The following is a 13,864-nucleotide window of genomic DNA, read 5'->3' on the forward strand; positions in this document are numbered from 1 at the left end:
CTCACGGGCATTCGTCCAACTGCGCGACGCTGGCATGGGGCACGAAGCTGACGGTTTTTTCCTTGGCCTGCCAGGGGCGCACGATGTAGCTGCCGTCCGAGTCTGCCATTACCCTCAGTTTCACGCTGCGCTGCGGGTTGTCGGCGTCTACCAGCACGCGAAGAACCTTGGCGTCGTCCGACCAGGTCATCAGCGTACACACGCGCCCTCCGGAGGCGGAGCCTTGCAATGGCAACCCACCCAGCTTCGACCCGCTTGCCGGGATCAGCCCGAGGAAGACGATGAGCGCAAAGGCCGCCATTGAGGCGAATGCCACCGGGTTTTTATGATCCCTCATGCACACCACAAGACAAGCGGCACATCCCTGGACCAGGAACAGCACCACCAGTTCGGCAAACATGAACGGCGCAAAAAGCACCGCACTGTCGGAATACTCGCGAAAGGCCCGGGAGACCGGCACCGTCACCATGAGGATTACCAGCATTTGAACGGCACCTGCACCGACACTGGCCAGCCAGAATTCGCCGGACAGGTCACGCAGTGCAATATGGGCGGGACGGGCGCGAAGGATGATGCCAACGTAGACTACAACCGCCAGCACGACCGCCACTATCCAGCTGATGGTCAGTAGAGGCCCGCTCTGGGCATTCACGGACAGGTAAACAGCGGACATCCAAAAGATACCCATGACGACCAGACTGGCGGCCCAGTGCAGCAACAAACGGCGATGTTGCGCCGTCACCTGCGGCGATGCCGGGCTGAGATTGAGCTGATCACTCAGGCGCACACCCGTGCCGTTCAGGCGTGTGAACAAGATGAACGTGGGCACTAGGATCGACGCGCCCATCATGCCGATCACAAACACCAGCATGGCGAACATCGCCGGCAGCGCAGTGAATGCGGCGGCCGACAAAATACTCAGGGGTACTTTTTCCACCTGGATGTACTGGTACAAATACAAGCCTGCCACCGACAGGATCCCCACCGTCAGCGGCCAGGCGCGTTCATTGAGCCAGAACAGGCCGCTGCTGAGTTTCGTGGCGTATTGGTCGACTTTGTTACGAGTGGTTTTTTCACCAGTGGTTGGACGTTTTTCCGGTTCCATGGATGTACAAGCCTCTTCAAGTAAAGCCCGATGTTAACCAGAATCCTGCCGTGCGGTATGTCAGATGCTGACAGCACAAACACCGCGAACCGTCCTACAGCAGGCAAACGTCTTTCAACTGCATCGGACGCGTCCTGGGGTATAGTCCAACGACCTCAACCGCAGCAGTGCGCCACGCCATGAAACTCGCCCCCGACGACCTCAACCAGATCACCTCCACCACCCTGGGCCATTACAACAAGGTGGCCGAAGACTTTCGTGAAGGCACACGCGATCACGATGTGAGCCAGAACATCGACGCGCTGCTGCGGCATATCCAGGGCCCCGCGCCGTTTACCGTGCTGGATTTCGGCTGTGGGCCGGGGCGGGATTTGCAGACTTTTACGCGCATGGGGCATATAGCCGTGGGGCTGGATGGCTCCGAGCGTTTCGCTCAGATGGCCCGGGAGGACAGTGGTTGTGAAGTGATGCAGCAGGACTTTCTCAAGCTGGACCTGCCCGCCGCGCGCTTCGATGGGGTGTTTGCCAATGCGGTGCTGTTTCATATTCCCAAGCAGGAACTGCCGCGGGTGCTCAAAGAGCTGCATGGTGCGTTGAAGCCTGGGGGCGTGCTGTTCAGCTCCAACCCACGGGGTGAGAACCAGGAGGGTTGGAATGGGCCGCGGTATGGCTCTTATCACGACCTGGAGGCGTGGCGGGGCTTGCTGACCGAGGCCGGATTTGAAGAGCTGGAGCACTACTACCGGCCGGCCGGGTTGCCGCGGGAACAGCAGCCTTGGTTGGCGAGTGTGTGGCGTAAAATTTAGTGCCGCATCGCCTGTACCGGCCTCATCGCAGGCAAGCCAGCTCCCACATTCGGAATGCATTTCACTGTGGGAGCCGGGCTTGCCCGCGATGGCGCCGTAACGGGCAGCGTTATTTCACCTGATACACCACCGGCTCCTCCCCCTCCACCAGCGCCGTCACACTGCGCCCGGCATACCCATCTTTCTGCGCGTCCGAAAAATTCGCCACCAACCGCGTCCCATCGGCAAACGTCGTCTGCTGCAACAGTTTGTCCACCGTCAGCCAGCGAAACTCAGTCATCGCCTGAGTCCCCAACCGTTGATGCAGCGGCCGAAAGAACCGGTCCTGGCGCTGAATCACCGGCAGCCTGTCCTTGAGTGTCGCCGCGCTCAGGTGATACAGCGGCGGTACGTTGTAGAGCAGTTGGGCCAGTTCATTTTCAGCCCGTACATTGCTCAGCTTGAGGTTGTCGAACAACCAGTGATGGGTGGTGATCACCGAACCATGGAAAACCGCCTGATACAACGGCAGCCGCGTCGTCGGGTCGAAATACACCGTGCGCAGTGACGCTTTCAACGGCACAGGCTTGAAGAACACCGCCGGCTGTTCCGCCGGGTACCAGTTGCCGACGTAATAGGGCGACTGCCGGTCGCGGGTCATGTCCCGGTCACCCCAGCCGATGACCGGTGTTTGCATACCGTGGGCAAACAGAATGCCCTGAGCGGTGATGGCGTTGCCGTCTTCGGAACCTGCGGGCAGTTTCAGCGAAGTGTTGAGCCAGCGCGAGGCGTCGATATTGCCCTGGGCATTCTGCGCCTGACTCATGGAGGCGCCGTCGCGGTAGCTGTCGAAGACCATGCTGGTGGCGTACGCATCGAGGAACCAGGCATTGAAACCCGCTGCGGCCTGCACCGCTTTTACCCGTGCTTCCAGCAACGGTCGCACACAGCGCGGGTCAGTGTAGTGGCCCGATTGCTGGAAGCCGGTTTTCGGCTGGCCGTTCTTCAATATGATTGCGCAGTCGCGGTACGCCTTGCCGCCCAGGTGGGCGGTGGCCCAATCCGGATTTTCGCTGGCCGACAGCGCCGTTTCATACGAATCGTAAGGCGCCATCAGGTACCCGGCATCCACGCCTGCGCGAATCTTTTCGGGATGCCAGAGCCCGCCTTCCCAGCCATCACCCAGGGTCAACAGCAGACGCGAGAGCCCCGCGTCACGCAAGGCTTGGATAGTCGAATGCCCCCAGGTTTCGGGGCGATCACTCAAGGCTGAGGCAAAATCCACGGCCAGCTCGCTACGCAACTCGCCGTAGCGAGTGGCAAGGCGACTCATGTCAGGCTCTTCCACTTGCCAGGCTTGCCGGGCCTTCTGATTGATGGCCGCATTGAGACCACGCAGCAGCACGGCTTGCTCATAACGATTCAATGCGGTTGTCTGTGCGAGCACCTTCGCAGACTCTTTGTCCAACAGCCTGCCAAGCTCATGGGTGCGCAGCCGTTTGATCAACGTTGGCCAATCACGGACATCATCCCGCGTCAGCAAGCCGTTGCCCCAGAGATAAACGTGACTGGCACCGAGCAATTTTACCGCCTCAGGGGTTTGCCGCAGCTTGTCCGCCAGCGGCTCGTAACGGCCCTGCTCCACCAACCATTGGCGATAACGCTTGGCGCCGGCCAATGGGTCGGCATCGCCCAGGTACAGGCGCAGCGTCATCGGTGCGTCGGGGGCAAGGGTGGTGAATTCATGGGCCGCTGACAACGCCATGCCCTGACCGTCCGCTTGCCATTCAAGGCGATTGTTGTAGGGGTTGGTCAGCAGCCAGTTAAGCGTGAAGCGCCCGTGATCCAGGCCCCACAAGGGCAAGCTCAGGTCCTGGGTGGTATTGACTTCGCCGTGCTCAAGCAGGAACGCCTTCCACACGGGGTTATCAAAGGGCACATAATGCCCTTCAGCCAACGGCCAGATCAGCGCCTGGCCCATGGCCGTGGCCGGCTGGCGCAGCAGGGCCAATTCACCCGGCTCGCGAGCACTGATAGACAGGGACAGTTCGCGCTGTTCAAGCCGGGCCGTCAGGCGGTAGGCGCCGCTATCCCATTGCCAGGAGACCTGTGCGGCATCAGCTTGCAACGCACTGACAGCGTGCGCGGCGACACCGCTGGAGGCTTGTACCGGGGCCTCCCCCGCTGGCGTGACACGCAGCGCCAGGGTTGCAGGGTCGAGGTCAACGCGCCACAGGGCGTTTTCCAGCACGGTGGAGGCAAAGACTGAGGGCGCAAGAACAAGCGCACAGAGCACAAAGATGAGGCGCAGGCACTGCATGGGAATCGACCTGGACGGAGAAGTTAGGTCGAGAGGGTAAAACATGCAGACAGTGGCCGGGGCAACAAGTGGATCTTTCGGAAGCTTCCCACAGCCTCAAGCGAGATGAAGATCCAAATGTGGGAGGGGCGGTGCGACGATTCGACTTGCTCCCTCCCACATTTTTAACCGCGTCGTTCCTGATGCTCTTGTTTGGGTTCGCGGATTTTGTACCAGGCCACATACAGCGCCGGCAGGAACAAAAGCGTCAGCAACGTGGCGATGATAATCCCGCCGATCATCGCGTAGGCCATCGGCCCCCAGAACACTTCCCGGGCAATCGGGATCATGCCCAGGCTCGCGGCTGCCGCCGTAAGCAGAATCGGCCGACGCCGGTGTTCGGTCGCTTCCACCACCGCATCCCACGGCGTATAGCCCGCCACTTCATACTCATGAATCTGTGTGACCAGAATCACCGAGTTGCGGATGATGATGCCGATCAGCGCCAGGATCCCCAGGATCGCCACAAACCCCATCGGCGTACCGGTGGGGATCAACGCCAGCACCACGCCGATCAGCCCCAACGGTGCAACGCTGGCCACCAGGAACATTTTCTGCACGCTGTGCAACTGGATCATCAGGAACGTGGCCATCAGGAACAGCATCAACGGCACCACACTGGCAATCGGGCCCTGGGCCTTGCCGCTTTCTTCCACGGTGCCGCCGGTGGCGACTTTGTAGCCCGCCGGCAGGCCGTCACTGAATTTCTGGATGGTCGGCGCCAGTTGCTTGACCAGGTCGGTCGGCTGCATCTCGTCGCGCACCGCGGCCTTGATGGTAATCGTCGGCTTGCGGTCACGACGCCACACCAGCGGCTGCTCCAACTCGTAACGCACCGTGGCAAACGCGAGCAACGGGATCGAGGTGCCGTTGGGCGTAACGATCTGCAGGTTCTGCAAGGTTTCCGGCGTGCCGCGCTCGGCATCTTCGGCGCGACCGACCACGTTGATCAGGTAGATATCGTCGTGCACCTGAGTCACCGCCGCGCCGCTGACCACGCTGTTCATCAACTGCGCCACGTCTTCCGACGACAGCCCCAGTTGCCGCGCCTTGTCCTGGGCGATGTCGACGCGTAGCACTTTGCCCGGCTCGTTCCAGTCGTAGATGATCTCGCCCAAGTGGGTGTTCTGGTCCAGCAAGGTCGCCAGTTCGATGGCGTGCTTGCGCACCTGGTCGGTGTCTTTACCGGAGACGCGGTACTGAATCGGCCGCCCAACCGGCGGGCCCATTTCCAGCGGCTGCACATAGCTGCCGATACCGACAAAATCATCGCGCAGGCGTTTCTGCAATCGCGCAATCAAGGCGCTGCGCTCTTCCAGGCCCTTGCTGACGATCACCAACTGCGCGTAGTACGGGTTCTCCAGTTGTTGGTCCAACGGCAAGTAGAAGCGGATCGCGCCCTGGCCGATGTAGGTGCTCCAGCGAGCGATGTCCGGGTCGTCCTTGATGATCGCTTCGAGGCGGTCAACCGCCTTGCGCGTCTCGTTGATCGAGGCGTTCTGCGGCAGGTTCAGATCAACCAGGATTTCCGGGCGATCCGATGACGGGAAAAACTGGTTCTGCACAAACTGCATGGAAAACACCGAGGCCACAAACAGCGCCACGGTGATACCGATGGCCCACCAGCGGTTGCGCATGGCCCAGAGCATACCGCCATTGAACGCGCGGCCGATGCGCCCAGGCTCGGCGTTATGCGGTTTCACATTGGCGCTGAGAATATGCACACCGATCACCGGCGCAAACAGTACCGCCACCACCCACGACACCAGCATCGCCACGGCGATCACCGCGAACAGAGTAAAGGTGTACTCGCCCGCCGAGCTGGCATTGAGGCCAATCGGCACGAAACCGGCCACGGTCACCAGCGTACCGGTGAGCATCGGGAACGCTGTTGAGGTGTAGGCGTAGGTGGCGGCCTGTTCCTTGGTTTCGCCTTTTTCCAGGCGCGTGATCATCATCTCCACGGTGATCATCGCATCATCCACCAACAGGCCGAGGGCGATGATCAACGCACCCAACGACACCCGCTGCATGGTGATGCCGCTGTATTCCATGAACACGAACACCAGCGCCAGCACCAGCGGAATCGAGCACGCCACCACCAGCCCGGCGCGCATACCGAGGCTGATAAAGCTCACCACTAGCACGATGATCACGGCTTCGAACAACGCGCTGGTAAAGCCGCCGACGGCCTCTTCCACCACTTCGGCCTGGTCAGACACCTTGTGCACACCGACGCCCACCGGCAGGTCGGCAGTCAGCTCATCCATGCGCCCGTGCAGCGCCTTGCCGAACGACTGGATATTGCCGCCCTTTTGCATGGCGATCGCCAAGCCAATCGCCGGCTTGCCATTGAAGCGGAACATCGGCCGCGCCGGGTCGACGTAACCGCGACTGATGTCGGCGATATCCGCCAGCCGATAGAAGCGGTCATTGAGGCGCAGGTTGACGTTGGCCAGGTCTTTCTCCGAAGCGAACTGCCCGGAGGTGCGTACCGAAATCCGCTCCGGCCCGGCCTCGATCACCCCGGCAGGCGTTACCGCATTCTGCGATTGCAGGCTTTGCACGACCTGGCGTTGGTCAATGCCCAATGCCGCCAGTTTGCGCGTGGAGAAGTTCAGGTAAATCACTTCGTCCTGCTGGCCGATCATCTCGACCTTGCCCAGCCCCGGCACCGAGCGGATTTCGGCGCGCACCTGCTCCACGTAGTCGCGCAACTGGCGCATCGACAAGCCGTCGCCAGTAAAGGCGTACACCGAGCCGAACACATCACCGAACTCATCGTTGAACGACGGCCCCTGCAAACCCTGGGGGAAGGTGCCGCGAATATCATCGATCTTCTTGCGAACCTGGTACCAGATCTCCGGAATGGCCTTGGCGCTGGTGGTGTCCTTGAGGAACACGAACACCGTGGACTCACCCGGTCGCGTATAACTTTTCACGTAGTCGAGGGAGTCGAGTTCTTCGAGTTTTTTCTCGATGCGATCGGTGACCTGCTTGAGGGTTTCCTCCTGGGTAGCGCCCGGCCAGCGGGTCTGGATCACCATGGTCTTGATGGTGAACGAGGGGTCTTCCTCGCGGCCCAGGTTCATATACGAGAACACGCCCATCAGCAGCGCGACGAACATCAGGTACCAGACGAAGGACTGATGCTTGAGGGCCCAGTCGGATAAGTTGAAGCTCCCTTTCATCGTGGGCTGTCCTCGTCGATTTTGACTTTTTGCCCGGGTTTCAGGCTGTTCACGCCGGCGGTGACGATGCGTTCACCGGCTTTGATGCCGCCATTGACCAAGGCGCTGTCAGCATCCCGGCTGACCACACTGACGTCGCGTGGCTGCACGGTCTGGCTCTGGGTATCAAGCAGCCAGATGCGCGTCTTGCCGTCAACTTCCTGCAAGGCGCTCAAGGGCAATTCGATACGCGGCGTAATGGCGCTGCTCAAGGTCACGCTGATGGCGGTGCCCAGGCGGAACGCGGCGGGGGTGTCGGTCAGGCTCAGGCGTGCGCGGCGGGTGCGCGTGGCGCTTTGGGCCTGGGGTTCGATCTCGCGCACGATGGCGGTGGTATGCACGCTGGGGTCCAGTTGCCCGGCGACCAGAAACACCACATCCGTCGGCAGACGCTCGGCCAGGCCGGCAGGGAGGTCGATCACCGCCTCCTTGATGTCCGGGCGGGCCAGGGTCACCACCTGCTGCCCCGCGCTGACTACCTGGCCAGCCTCGGCATTCCAGGCGGTGACGATACCGGCGTGGTCGGTGTGCAGTTCGGCGTAATTGAGTTGGTCCTTGGCCTGATTGACCGAGGCGCGGGCCTGATCAAGGGTGGCCTGGGTGGTTTTCAGGTCAGTCTGCGCCACATCCAACTGAGCCTGGGCGCCGACGCCCCGGTTGAACAGCTCCTGCTGGCGACGGGCATTGGCCTGGGCATTGATGAACTGTGCCTGCACGCGGGCGAGGTCGCCCTGGGCGGCACGCAGTTGGTTTTGCTGGTCGGTGGGGTCGAGCACGGCAAGCAAGGCCCCCTTCTCCACCTCGGCGCCCACGTCGACGGCGCGACGGGCGATGCGGCCCGACACCCGGAAACCCAAGTTGCTTTCGTAGCGGGCCTGGATAGTGCCGGCGAAGCGGCCGAGGTTTTCCTGATCTTCAGCCTTCACTTGCATGGACAACACCGGGCGCACCGGCTCAGGCGGCGCCTCTTCCTTGGAGCAAGCCATCAGCAACAGGCTGGCGACGACGATAACCGTCAGTTGCTTCATGGCTGGGCTCCTTGCTGGGCGATCTCGACCACCATGCCGGGGTGCAGCAATTGCCCACCGGCCACTACGACTTTTTCGCCGCCTTCAAGGCCCTCGCCAATAATCACCTTGCCGGTGAGGTAACGGGCCACCTTGACCTTGTGCAGCTGCGCCTTGCCGTCTGCATCCACCAGCCACACGGCAGGCTCGCTAAGGTCTTTGGTCAAGGCCGCCCAGGGTAATTCGATACTGGCCTTGGCCGGGCCGTTGGCGGTGGCGCTCACCACCGAACCCAGCTCCATGCCTTTAGGCAGGTTTTGCAGGGCGATCTTCACTTGTATGGTGCCGGTATTGGCCGCCACTGCCGGGGTCACTTCACGCACCTTGCCCACGGCTTTGATGCTCGGGTTGTCCAGCAGGCTGACGGTAATCGGCGCATCCGGCGGCGGCTCCACCAGCAGGGATTCATACACATTGAACACCGCGTCACGTTCGCCATCACGGGCCAGGCTGAAGATCGGTACGGTGGCTTGTACCACTTGGCCGACTTCGGCCTGGCGCGCCGTGATGATCCCCGGTGCATCGGCGACCAGCGCCGTGTAGCCAAGTTGCTCACGGGCGTTGGCCAATTGCGCCTGCGCGGCGGCCAGGGCACTTTGGCTGCTGCGCAATGCGGCCTGAGCAGCGTCGTATTCGCTGCGACTGGTGTAGCCCTTGGGCAAGAGTTTTTCCTGGCGCACGAAGGCGGCGGCGGTCTGCTTGACCCGCGCCTGTTCGGCCACAACCTGGGCCTGGGCGGAATCGACGTTGGTTTGCAGGTCCTTGGGGTCAAGCTTGGCCAGTACTTGCTTGGCCGTTACTCGGTCGCCCACGTCCACCATGCGCTGAATGATCTTGCCACCCACGCGAAAGGACAAATCGGTCTGCACCCGCGCCTGGATATCGCCCGTCAGCGTGACCGCCGCGGCAAAATCCGCCGGCTGCACGGTTTGCACAAATACCCGTGAATGCTGCTTGGGCTCGGCTTTGTCTTGGCCACAGCCGCTCAGCAGCGCCAGGAGGCCAAGGCTGAAAATAAATGTCGAAGTGCGACCGCCCATGCAGGCTCCTTTTGCGTGACGCAAGGTACAAGTGTGTATGCGACTGTGAGCTTAGATCAGGGTTCCTTATCTGCATGGAGGATCCCATACTCCAATGGTTCCCCAGCCGATTAAATGCATATGCTCAAAACCCTCGCGGTGGCCAATTACCGCTCGATCAATAAATTGGTAGTGCCGCTGGACCGCTTGAACCTGATCACCGGGCCCAATGGCAGCGGCAAGTCCAACTTGTACCGGGCCCTGCGCCTGCTGGCAGAAACCGCCCAGGGCGGAGTGATCAATGCCCTGGCCCGTGAAGGCGGGCTGGACTCGACCTTCTGGGCCGGGCCGGAAACCATCAGCCGGCGTATGCGCACTGGTGAAGTACCGATCGAATCCAATGTGCGCCAAGGCGTCAAACGCCTGCGCCTGGGGTTTGCCGCCGAAGATTTCAGCTACGCAATCTCTCTGGGATTGCCGGAAAAAACCTCGTCGTTCTTCAGCCTCGACCCCGAAGTGAAGAAGGAATGCATCTGGGCCGGCCACATCTACCGCCCGGCCAGCCTGTTGGTGCAGCGCTCAGGTGCCATGGTGCGTGCCCGCGAAGGCCGTGCCTGGGATGTACTGGCGCAGCACACACCCAACTACCACAGCCTGTTCGATCAGGTCGGCAGCCTGCGCGGCTCGCCGGAAGTGCTGCTGTTGCGTGAAAGCATTCGTGGCTGGCGCTTTTATGATCACTTTCGCAGCGACGTGGACGCGCCAGTGCGCCAGCCCCAGTTGGGCACGCGTACGCCGGTGTTGCATCACGATGGCCGCGATCTGGCGGCCGCGTTGCAGACCATCCGCGAGATCGGCGACCCCGAGGCGTTGCAACGTGCAGTCAGCGATGCATTCCCGGGTGCGCGCCTGAACATTGAACCGTTGCAAGGCGGACGCTTTGCCATTGAGTTCTATCAGGAAGGCTTGCTGCGGCCGTTGTCGGCGGCGGAGCTGTCGGACGGGACCTTGCGCTACTTGTTGCTGATCGCCGCACTGCTGACGCCACGGCCGCCAACCATGATGGTGCTGAACGAACCTGAGACCAGCCTGCACCCGGACCTGTTGCCGGCATTGGCGCGCTTGATTATCCAGGCGTCGAAGCAATGTCAGGTGTGGGTGGTGTCCCATGCCAGCCGCTTGATTGCGGCGTTGCAGCAGGATGAGGGGTGCAATTCGATTGTGCTGGAGAAGGTGTTGGGGGAAACGCGGATCGTGGGGCAAGGGATTCTGGATGGGCCGGCCTGGCATTGGCCGGAGTAGGTGGTGACTGTACCGGCCTCATCGGGAGCAAGCCCCCGATGAGGCCGGTGCAGCCAACACAAAAAGTCAGGTTTCAGCCCTGCCACTTCCCGCCTTCAACAATCACACTTTCAGGCTTGGTGTCATCGCTCAGTTCTTTGCGCACATATTGGTCATAGAGCTTGAGCAGGAACTTCTCCTCGCCCAGCTTTGCCAGCTCGGCATTCACCCAGTCACGCAGTTCGGTATTGCCCTTCTTCACCGCCGGGGCAATCGGTGCTTCATCACCCAGCTTTTCTGCCAGCACACGGTAGCCCGGGTTCTGCTTGGCCCAGCTGAACAGCACCAGGTTGTCCTGGGCATAAGCATCGCCACGCCCGGCCGACAGCGCTTGCAGCGACTCGGAGTTTTTCTCGAACTTGAGCAGCTTCCAGTCAGGGTGGTTTTTGGTCAGCCAGATGTCGGCGGTGGTGCCGGTGGTGACAATGGTGGTGCGAGTGGCCAGGTCATCCAGGCTTTTTACCGTGCTGTCATTCGGTACAAGGGCCTGCACCGCGACTTTCAGGTTGGGGTTGGTGAAGTCCACCGCTTCCTTGCGCTCAGGCGTCACCGTCATGTTGGCGAGGATCAGGTCGACCTTGTCGCTTTGCAGGAACGGAATGCGGCTGGCGGGCTCAACGGCGACAAACTCCACCTTGTTTTCGTCGCCCAGCAGGTCCTTGGCGAATTGACGGCCAATGTCGGTATCGAAGCCGACGTAGCGGCCAGCCTCGTCGACAAAGCCAAACGGTGGCTTGTCGGTGAAGACGCCAACGATCAGCTTGTCCCGCGCTTTTATTTTGTCGATGTAGCTGACAGCCGCGGGTTTTACAGGCTCTTCGGCCTTTTTATCGCAACCGGCCAGCAAGGCGACGGCAAACAGTGGCAGCAGTAGTTTTTTCATATCAGCTCCAGTTCCTTGATCTTTTTGGGCAGTGTTGAAACGAAGGAGAACTTCTCCAGGAACTGCTGCGCGCGTGCGGTCTGCGGGTTCGTAAAGAATGCCTCGGGGGTGTTGTGTTCGAGGATGCGACCGGCCTCCATGAACACCACGCGGTCAGCGACGGCGCGGGCGAAGGCCATCTCGTGGGTGACGATCAGCAGGGTCATGCCATCGCGGGCCAGGCCCTGGATCACTTCCAGCACTTCCTTGACCATCTCCGGGTCAAGGGCCGCCGTGACCTCATCAAAGAGCATGACCTGGGGGTTCATGCACAACGAACGCACGATGGCGATGCGTTGCTGCTGGCCGCCGGAGAGCTGGCGCGGGAACGCGTCGCGCTTGTCGGCCAGGCCCACGCGCTCCAGCAGTTTTTGCGCCTGCTCACGGGCCTCGCGGGGGTCACGTTTTTGCACTTTCAGCGGGCCGAGCAGGATGTTGTCGAGCACGCTCATGTGCGGGAACAGGTGGTAGCTCTGGAACACCATGCCGATGTCCTGGCGCACCTGGCGCCAGTCGGTGTTTTTATCCAGCAGCTCAACGCCTGCAAACCGCAGGCTGCCGCTGTGCGCGACTTCCAGCCCATTGAGGCAGCGCAGCAAGGTGCTTTTGCCACAGCCGCTGGGGCCGAGGATCACCACCACTTCGCCGCTTTGCACGCTCAGGTCGATACCCTTGAGCACCTGCGCCTGGCCAAAGAATTTGTTGAAACCCTGGAACTCGATCAATGCACTCATGCTTGGGCCCAGCGCCGTTCCAGCACCTTGGAGGCGGCCGACAACGGGTAGCAGATAAAGAAGAAAAACAGGAACAGCGCGCCGTAGATCAATACCGACTCGTAGGTACGCTCGATGATTTGCTGGCCGACCTTGATCACATCCACCACGCCGATCAGCACCGCAAGGGAACTGGTCTTGATGATGCGCGTGTAGACGTTGATGGTCGGCGGCGTCATGCGTTTAAGGGCCTGGGGCAGCAGCACGTAGCCGTACAACTGCGGGTCGGACAGGCCAATCGACAAGCCCGCTTCACGCTGGCCACGCGGCAGAGAATGCAATGCACCGCGCACCACCTCGCCGACTTCGCTGGCGCCCCATAGCGACAACACCAGTACTGCGCACCAGAAGCTCGGCAGGCTCACACCAAAGAAAATCGGCAGGCCGAAAAACAGCAGGTACAACCACACCAGCACCGGAATCGCCCGGAACAGCTCCAGGTAGATGCGCAGCACGCCGTCGATCACCTTGTTATTCAAGGTGCGCAGCACGCCATACAGCACGCCGCCGACCGTACTGAAAGCGATGCTCAAAAACGAAATCGACAGGGTTTGCGCAGCGCCTTTGCCCAGTTGTGGCAACGACACCCACAGCAACTCAAGACCCGAACTGGCCATGCTGGAGCCTCCTTTCCAAACGGCTGAGCAGCAACGACAACGGCAAAAACAGCAGCACGCAAATCAGCGTCAGCACGGCGAGCATCTCGTAGGTCTTGTAGTAGAGGGCGATGTAGCTCTTGGTGGTGTAGAGAATCTCCGGCACCGCCACTGCGGAAACCACCGTGGTTTCCTTGAGCAGAAAGATGAAATTGGCGAACAGCGCCGGCAGGCTGAGGATGCCGGCCTGGGGCAGAATCACATGGCGCAGCAACTGCCAGTCGGACAGGCCAATGGACTTGCCCGACTCGATCTGCGCCAGCGGCACCGCTTCCACACCGGCGCGCAACACTTCAGTGAGGTAGGCGCCGCCGAGAAAGGTCATGGTGATGATTGCCGCCCAGAACCCGGAGATATTCAAACCCAGGGCCGGCAGTGCGAAGTAGACGAAAAACAGTTGGATCAACAGCGGCGTGTTCCGCGCCAGCTCCACATACAGCGCTACCAGCCGTGACAGGTACGGCGTGCGAAACACCAACAAGGCTGCATTGATCAGCGCCACCAGCAAGGAGGTGCCGATGGCGATCAGGCCCACTTGCAGGGTTACGCCCACCGCTTGCAGGAACGCCGGCAAGGTGCTGAGGATAAAAGCGAAATCGAAGGTCAT

General features: G+C 61.1%; 11 protein-coding genes. 2 read left to right on the plus strand and 9 right to left on the minus strand.

Going from position 1 to position 13,864, the window contains the following annotated elements:
- Position 1: 1 nt before the first annotated feature.
- Positions 2-1,105, minus strand: coding sequence for a hypothetical protein (locus QMK52_RS05885; protein WP_005783776.1), 1,104 nt, complete (start codon positions 1,103-1,105; stop codon positions 2-4).
- Positions 1,106-1,284: 179 nt separating this feature from the next.
- Between QMK52_RS05885 and QMK52_RS05890 the strand changes: the two genes are divergently transcribed.
- Entirely contained in the window at positions 1,285-1,911 is a 627-nt protein-coding gene (locus QMK52_RS05890; RefSeq protein ID WP_320403912.1) for a class I SAM-dependent methyltransferase, read from the plus strand.
- A gap of 109 nt (positions 1,912-2,020) precedes the next feature.
- Here the strand turns inward: QMK52_RS05890 and QMK52_RS05895 are convergent, their stop codons facing one another.
- From QMK52_RS05895 to QMK52_RS05910, 4 genes are all read right to left on the minus strand, one after another.
- On the minus strand, positions 2,021-4,210 hold the full coding sequence (locus QMK52_RS05895) for a glycoside hydrolase (protein WP_320403913.1): 2,190 nt from the start codon (positions 4,208-4,210) through the stop codon (positions 2,021-2,023).
- A gap of 164 nt (positions 4,211-4,374) precedes the next feature.
- Positions 4,375-7,440 carry an efflux RND transporter permease subunit gene (locus tag QMK52_RS05900; protein WP_320403914.1) on the minus strand — a complete coding sequence of 1,022 codons (3,066 nt, stop codon included), beginning with the start codon at positions 7,438-7,440 and terminating at the stop codon, positions 4,375-4,377.
- A complete protein-coding gene (locus QMK52_RS05905; RefSeq protein WP_320403915.1) occupies positions 7,437-8,507 on the minus strand; it encodes an efflux RND transporter periplasmic adaptor subunit in 1,071 nt (356 codons plus the stop codon). The genes QMK52_RS05900 and QMK52_RS05905 overlap by 4 nt, the downstream gene beginning before the upstream one ends.
- Complete coding sequence (locus QMK52_RS05910) at positions 8,504-9,586, minus strand: efflux RND transporter periplasmic adaptor subunit (RefSeq protein WP_320403916.1); 1,083 nt, start codon at positions 9,584-9,586, stop codon at positions 8,504-8,506. The genes QMK52_RS05905 and QMK52_RS05910 overlap by 4 nt, the downstream gene beginning before the upstream one ends.
- Positions 9,587-9,706: 120 nt before the next feature.
- Here QMK52_RS05910 and QMK52_RS05915 point away from each other — a divergent pair, with 120 nt between their 5' ends.
- Positions 9,707-10,867 (plus strand): AAA family ATPase, encoded by a 1,161-nt coding sequence (locus QMK52_RS05915; protein WP_320403917.1) that lies wholly within the window; start codon positions 9,707-9,709, stop codon positions 10,865-10,867.
- Positions 10,868-10,940: 73 nt separating this feature from the next.
- On the opposite strand, the gene QMK52_RS05920 is transcribed toward QMK52_RS05915, so the two are convergent.
- From QMK52_RS05920 to QMK52_RS05935, 4 genes are read right to left on the minus strand one after another with little or no spacing between them, the layout of a single operon-like run.
- Positions 10,941-11,789, minus strand: a complete 849-nt coding sequence (locus QMK52_RS05920) for a transporter substrate-binding domain-containing protein (RefSeq protein ID WP_194439786.1) — start codon at positions 11,787-11,789, stop codon at positions 10,941-10,943.
- Complete coding sequence (locus QMK52_RS05925) at positions 11,786-12,562, minus strand: amino acid ABC transporter ATP-binding protein (RefSeq protein ID WP_005783763.1); 777 nt, start codon at positions 12,560-12,562, stop codon at positions 11,786-11,788. Before QMK52_RS05925 ends, QMK52_RS05920 begins: the two co-directional genes overlap by 4 nt.
- Entirely contained in the window at positions 12,559-13,218 is a 660-nt protein-coding gene (locus tag QMK52_RS05930; protein ID WP_005783761.1) for an amino acid ABC transporter permease, read from the minus strand. The genes QMK52_RS05925 and QMK52_RS05930 overlap by 4 nt, the downstream gene beginning before the upstream one ends.
- Complete coding sequence (locus QMK52_RS05935) at positions 13,199-13,864, minus strand: amino acid ABC transporter permease (protein ID WP_005783759.1); 666 nt, start codon at positions 13,862-13,864, stop codon at positions 13,199-13,201. The genes QMK52_RS05930 and QMK52_RS05935 overlap by 20 nt, the downstream gene beginning before the upstream one ends.

This window comes from Pseudomonas sp. P9_2 (assembly GCF_034008255.1).
GTDB classification, from domain to species: Bacteria; Pseudomonadota; Gammaproteobacteria; order Pseudomonadales; family Pseudomonadaceae; genus Aquipseudomonas; species Aquipseudomonas synxantha_A.